Source organism: Paracraurococcus ruber, assembly GCF_004353985.1.
Taxonomy (GTDB): domain Bacteria; phylum Pseudomonadota; class Alphaproteobacteria; order Acetobacterales; family Acetobacteraceae; genus Paracraurococcus; species Paracraurococcus ruber.
In genome coordinates, this window is record NZ_SMOA01000295.1 from 1 (window position 1) to 6,206 (window position 6,206).

At 76.7% G+C, this 6,206-nt stretch carries 5 protein-coding genes; 1 reads left to right on the plus strand and 4 read right to left on the minus strand.

What is annotated here, in order from left to right; genetic code table 11:
• Positions 1-1,837, plus strand: a 1,837-nt coding sequence (locus E2C05_RS27310) for an AsmA family protein (protein ID WP_133222808.1), incomplete at its 5' end; no start/stop codon positions are given.
• Here the strand turns inward: E2C05_RS27310 and E2C05_RS27315 are convergent.
• From E2C05_RS27315 to E2C05_RS27330, 4 genes are all read right to left on the minus strand, one after another.
• A complete protein-coding gene (locus E2C05_RS27315) occupies positions 1,773-2,768 on the minus strand; it encodes a Bug family tripartite tricarboxylate transporter substrate binding protein (protein ID WP_133222809.1) in 996 nt (331 codons plus the stop codon). The two genes, E2C05_RS27310 and E2C05_RS27315, sit on opposite strands and share 65 nt — an antisense overlap.
• An 89-nt stretch (positions 2,769-2,857) precedes the next feature.
• On the minus strand, positions 2,858-3,865 hold the full coding sequence (locus E2C05_RS27320; protein ID WP_133222810.1) for a tripartite tricarboxylate transporter substrate binding protein: 1,008 nt from the start codon (positions 3,863-3,865) through the stop codon (positions 2,858-2,860).
• 84 nt (positions 3,866-3,949) lie between these two features.
• Positions 3,950-4,948 (minus strand): Bug family tripartite tricarboxylate transporter substrate binding protein, encoded by a 999-nt coding sequence (locus E2C05_RS27325; RefSeq protein ID WP_133222811.1) that lies wholly within the window; start codon positions 4,946-4,948, stop codon positions 3,950-3,952.
• A gap of 146 nt (positions 4,949-5,094) precedes the next feature.
• The coding region (locus E2C05_RS27330) for a Bug family tripartite tricarboxylate transporter substrate binding protein (protein WP_338045201.1) at positions 5,095-6,206 on the minus strand (1,112 nt) is incomplete at its 5' end.

The window sequence follows — 6,206 nt, forward strand, 5'->3', positions numbered from 1 at the left end:
CTGGCTCGGCCGGGCGGAGCTGGCGCCGCTGGCCGCGCCGCGCCTCGCCGCCGCGCTCGGCCGCGACGTGGCGATCGAGTCGCTGCGCGTCGCGCCCGGCCGCTGGCTGCGGGTGGAATTGCGCGGGCTCGGCATCGGCAACGTCGCGGGCGGCACGCGGCCGGAGATGCTGCGGCTGCGCCGGACGGTGCTGGAGCTGGACCTGCTTTCCCTGCTGCACGGCCCGCCGGTGCTGCGCGGCGTCACGGCGGAAGGCGTGTCCCTGCTGCTGGAACGCGGCGCCGGCGGCGCCCGCAACTGGCGCTTCGGCCCGCCGCGCCCGGCCGAACCGGGCCCGGTCGACCGCAGCGGCCTGCCGCTGCTGCTGGATGCCCGCCTGGCCGGCAGCGAGCTGCTCTTCCGCACCGGCAGCGGCGCCCTGCTGCACCTGCGGCTTGACGATGCGGCGCTGGCGGCGGCGGAGGCGGCGGCGCCCATCGCGCTGCGCGCCGCCGGCGCCTACAACGACGTGCCGGTCGCGCTCGATGCCACGCTCGGCAGCACCGCCGAGCTGCGCCTGGCCGGGACGCCCTGGCGGACGCTGCTGCGCCTTGCCTCCGGCGGGACGACGCTCGATGTCGACGGCCGGATGACGGACCCGCTGGATCTCGACGGCCTGGCCGGCCGGGCGATGCTGCGCGCGCCCTCGCCGGAGGCGCTGCTGGCGCTGGGCGGCGCGGCGGATGCCGCGTTCGACGGCGCCCTGGCGCTGGACGGTACCCTGACGCGGCAGGGCCCCACCTGGCGCCTCGCCGACGCCACCGGCACGCTGGCGGGGGAGCCGGTGACGGTGCGGCTGGCGCAGTTCACCGAAGGCCAGCCGGGGCAGCCGGACGCGGTCGCGCTCGATCTCGGGCTTGGCCGGCTCGACCTCAACCGCCGCCTCGCCGCCGGGGCCCGGCGCGGCGCGGCGGAAGCGGACCTGCCGCTCGCCGTCAGCCTGGCACCGGACCCGCTGCTCTCTGCGCGGCTGACGGCTGACGAACTCGTCTATGCCGGGCTGGAAGCGCGGGATGTCGAGTTCCGCGGCCGGCTCGAGCCCGGGCGCATCGCGGTCGAGACCTTCGCCCTTGGTACCAGCGGCGCCCGGCTGCGCGCCGCCGGGGCGGTGACCGCCCGCCCCGCTGGCGCCGCCATCGCCGCCGAGGTGCGGCTGGAGGAGGGCGACCTCGACCGCCTGCGCCGCGCCTTCGGCCTGCGCGACCTGCCGCTCTCCGGCCGGCTGGATGGCTGGGTGGCGGTCACCGCGGCGGGGGAACGGCTGAACGAGGCGGCGGCGGGCGCTCGCATCTCGGCCGTCGTGGCGATGCGGGAGGGGCAGGTGGCGCGGGAGGTGGTCGAGATGGGCTCGACCGATATCCGCCTGTTGCTCCGCCGGCCGCGCGGCAGCGTGCCGGTCGGCTGCCTGCTCGGCATGCTCGAGATCACGGCGGGGCGCGGCGAGGTGGCGCCGCTGCGGCTGCGGGCGGCGACCGGCACCATCGCCGGCAGCGCGAGCGTCGATCTGGACCGGCGGGTGCTGGACCTGGTCATCGGGTCGGTGCGCAGCACGACCGGCGTCTTCGCGCTCGACATCCCGGTGCGGGTCTCGGGCGGCTTCGCCAACCCGCGCATCCGCCCGGCGCGCTGGTCTTCGGCCGGGCGGGCGCGGCTGGCCGCGGCCGATGCCGTCGCGCCGCTGCCGGCGCGGCTGCAGGAATTCGCCCGGGCGAATCCCTGCTTCCAGGCCGGCGCTACTCCAGCTTCGCCCCCGAGAGCCGCACCACCTCGGACCACTTCGCGTTCTCGGCGGCGATGAAGCGGGCGAAGGCGTCCGGCCCCATGGGACGCGGCGCGCTGCCGATATCCTGCAGCTTGGCCTGCACCGGCGCCTCCCCCAGCGCCTGCAGCGTGGCACCGGCGATGGCATCCAGCACCGGCCGCGGCACCCGCGCCGGCGCCTGCAGGCCGAACCAGGCCACCGCCTCGAAGCCGCGCAGGCCGAGCGAGGCGCCGGCCTCGGCCACCGTCGGCACCTCGGGCGCGGTGAACCAGCGGTCCTTGCTGGTCACGGCCAGCAGGCGCAGCGCGCCGGACTTCAGGTGTGGCAGGTAGGCCGGCAGGTTGTCGACCGCCACCTGCAGCCGGTCCGCCAGCAATTCCGGGATCACGCCGTTGGTGCCGCGATACGGCACATGCTGCAGGTCGATGCCGGCCTTCGACTTCAGCAATTCGCCGCAGAGATGGCCGGAGGTGCCGTTGCCCGGCGTGCCGTAGTTGAGCCCGCCGGGGTCGCGCTTCGCCAGGGCCACCAGCTCCGCCAGGGTCTGCGCCGGGACCTTGGCGTTGACGATGACGCCGTTCGCCACCTCGTTCACCAGGGCGATGGGCGCGAGGTCCCGCTGCGGGTCGAAGGCCATCTTCTGGTACAGGTACTGGTTGATGCTGGCGGTGCCGATGGTGCCCATCAGCAGGGTGTGGCCATCCGGCTCGGCCTTCGCCACGGCATCGGCGCCGACATTGCCGCCGGCGCCGGCGCGGTTCTCCACCACGATGGGCTGGCCGAGTAGGGCGCCCAGCCGCTCGCCGATCACCCGGGCGGAGACATCGGTGGCGCCGCCGGCCTGGAAGGGGACGATCAGCCGGATCGGGCGGCTGGGCCAGGCCTGGGCGCGGGCCCCGGCGGGCAGCAGGCCGGGCGCGGCGAGCAGGGGCAGGGCGGCGAGCAGGGTGCGGCGGGACATCTCCATGCGGCCGGCGGGTACCGCCGGGGCCGGGCGGCCGCAAGCGGCGGCGGCGATCACGCCTGCCGGACCAGCGGGCGGGGCGGTGGCCCCGGTCAGTCCACCGTGGCGCCGGAGATCCGCACCACCTCGGCCCATTTGGCGATCTCGGCCCGGACGAAGCGGGTGAAGGCCTCCGGCGAGGTGCCGCCATCCGGCGTCAGCCCGGGCGGGTCGGCGCCGAGCTCCGCCAGGCGGGCGCGGTAGGTCGGCTCCTTCGTCGCGGCGTCGATCGCCGCGCCCAGCAGGGCGACGATCGCGGGCGGGGTGCGGGCCGGCGCCTGCACGCCGAACCACGCGGTCGCCTCGAAGCCGGGAAAGCCGCTCTCGGCCACTGTGGGCACCTCCGGCAGGGCGGGGGAGCGATGGGCGCCGGTGGTCGCCAGCGCCCGCAGCCGCCCGTCGCGGATATGGCCGATGCAGGACGGCATGTTGTCGCTGCCCGCCTCCAGCCGCCCCGCCACCGCCTCCACCAGCATTGGCCCGGCGCCGCGGAAGGGGACATGCGCGATGCCGATGCCGGCCAGGTGCTTGAACAGCTCCATCGTCATGTGCGGGCTGCCGCCGCTGCCGGCGCTGCCGTAGTTCATCGCGCCCGGCCGCGCCTTCGCCAGCGCGACGAATTCCGCCAGGGTCCGCGCCGGCACGGCGGGATGCACGAAGAGCACGTTCGGCACCTGCATCAGCAGGCCCAGCTCGGCGAAGTCCTCGGGCTTCACCGGCATGCGCGGGCCGAACAGCGTGTAGTTGATGCTGGCGGTGCCGACATTCGTGGCGTGCAGCACGTAGCCGTCCGGCTCGGCGCGGGCGACCGCCTCGGCGGCGATGTTGCCGGTCGCGCCGGGGCGGTTCTCCACCGCGACCGGCTGGCCGAGCCGCGGCGCCAGGCGCTCGGCGATCAGCCGCGCCGCGATGTCGGTGGTGCCGGCCGGCGGGAAGCCGGCGACCAGCCGGACGGGCCGCGTCGGCCAGGGCGGCGCGCCGGTCCCCTGGGCGCGGGCGCGCGCGGGCAGCAGGCCGGGCAAGGGCAGCAGGGGGGCGGCGAGCAGGGTACGGCGCTGCATGGCGGGTCTCGGGGCGCTCCTCGGGCGGGCCGCGGTCCTGCCCGGCCCGGTCTTGGCGCGCGGCCGCGGCCACGCGCGGCGGGATCATTCCACGCGGGCGCCGCTGCGTCGAACCACCTCGGCCCATTTCACCCGCTCGGCCGCCAGGAATTCCTCGAAGGCCTCGGGCGAGGTGCCGCCATCCGGCGCCAGGCCGGGCGGATCGGCGCCGAGTTCGGCCATGCGGGCGCGGAAGGCCGGGTCCCGCGCCACCGCATCCACCTCCCGCCCCAGCCGCGCCACCACCGGCCGCGGCGTCGCGGCGGGGGCGAGCAGGCCGAACCAGGCCGTCGCCTCGAAGCCGGCGATCCCGGCTTCCTGCATGGTCGGCGCATCCGGCAGCACGGCGCTGCGGGCGGCCCCGGTGGTGGCCAGCGCCCGCAGCGTGCCGTCACGCAGGAAGGGCAGGGCGGAGGGGATGTTGTCCATCCCCACCTCCACCCGCCCCGCCATCAGCTCGGTCAGCATCGGCGCGCTGCCGCGGAAGGGCACATGGGTCAGCGGCGCCCGCGTCTGCAGCCCGAACAGCTCCATGCAGATATGCGGGGAGGAGCCGATGCCGGCGGTGCCGTAGGTGAGCCCGCCGCGCCGCTGTCCCGCCAGCGCCACCAGTTCCGCGACGCTGCGGGCCGGCAGGGCGGGCGGCACCATCAGCACGTTGGGCACCCGGGTCAGCAGCCCCACCGCCGCCAGGTCCTGCGGCCGGTAGGGCATGCGGTCGCCATAGACCGCGAAATTGATCGCGCCGGTGCCGATGGTGGTCAGCAGCAGCGTGTGCCCGTCCGGCTCGGCCCGGGCGACGGCCTCGGCGCCGACATTGCCGCCGGCGCCCGGCCGGTTCTCCACCACCACCGGCTGGCCGAGCCGCGCCGCCAGCCGTTCCGCCGCCAGCCTGCCGGTCAGGTCGGTGGTGCCGGCCGGGGTGAAGGGAATGACGAGGCGGAGGGGCCGGGCAGGAAAGCCGGCCTGCGCCCGCGCCGCCGCCGGCAGCGCCAGCAGCGGCGCCGCGAGCAGGGCGCGCCGCGGCGTCGTCCCAGCGGCCATGGGCGATGGCCGCTCGCACTCCGTGCTGGCGCGCGCGAGCGCCGGGCGGCTGCTCCGCGGCCCTGGGTCGCCGCCCTGGTGGCGGCCGCCGTCCGGCGCCTCGGCCGGCTGCGCCGGCCGCAGGTGATGCCATGCGGCCCGGGGCGTCATTCCGCGGTCGCGCCTGATTTCCGCACCACCTCGGTCCATTTGACGATCTCGGCGCGGACGAAGCGCTCGAAGGCCTCCGGGCTGGTGCCGCCATCGGCGGTCAGGCCCGGCTTCATGCCGCCCAGGTCGGCGATGCGCGCGCGCGTCTCCGGCTCCTTCACCGCCGCGTCGATCTCGGCGCCCAGGCGGTCGATGATGGGCTTCGGGGTGCGCGCCGGGGCCTGCACGCCGAACCAGGCGGTGGCCTGGACGCCGGGGAAGCCGGCCTCGGCGGTGGTCGGCACGTCGGGCAGCGCCGGGCTGCGCTCGGCGGTGGTGACCGCCAGCGGCCGCAGCCGCCCTTCCCGCAGGTGGCCGATCACGCTGGGCAGGTTGTCCACCGCCACCTCGATCCGGCCCGCGATCACCTCCTGCAGCATCGGCCCGGCGCCGCGGAACGGGACATGCTGCATGTCGAGCCCGGCGACGGTCTTCAGCAGCTCCCCCGTCAGGTGGAGCGAGGTGCCGATGCCGGAGGAGCCGTGGTTCAGCCGGCCCGGCCGCGCCTTCACATAGTCCACCAGCTCCGCCAGGGACCGCACCGGCAGGGCGTTGGCGACGAAGATGGCGTTCGGCACCTGCAGCATGAGGCCGGCATTCGCCAGGTCCTCCGGCCGGTAGGGCATCTTGGCGCCGTAGAGGCTGTAGTTGATGGCGCCGGAGGAGACGGTGCCCATCAGCAGGGTATGGCCGTCCGGGTCGGCCTTGACCACGAACTCGCCGCCGACATTGCCGCCGGCGCCCGGCCGGTTCTCCACGATCACCTGCTGGCCGAGCCGCGGCGTCAGCCGCTCCGCCAGGATGCGGGCGGCGATGTCGGTGGTGCCGGCCGGGGTGAAGGGGACGATGAGGCGGATGGTCCGGGCCGGCCAGGCCGGCTGGGCGCGCAGCGCCGGGGCGGCGAGCAGCCCGGCGGCGGCGAGAAGCGTGGTGCGGCGGGTCGGCATGGCGAAGGCGGTCTCCCGGAGGGTGGTGGCGCGAAGCGTCGGGGCGGGCGGCGCCGCAGGCCGGCCGGCATGATCGCCCTGCCCGGCGCGCGGCCGGCGCGCCAGGCCTGCGCGCCAGCGCG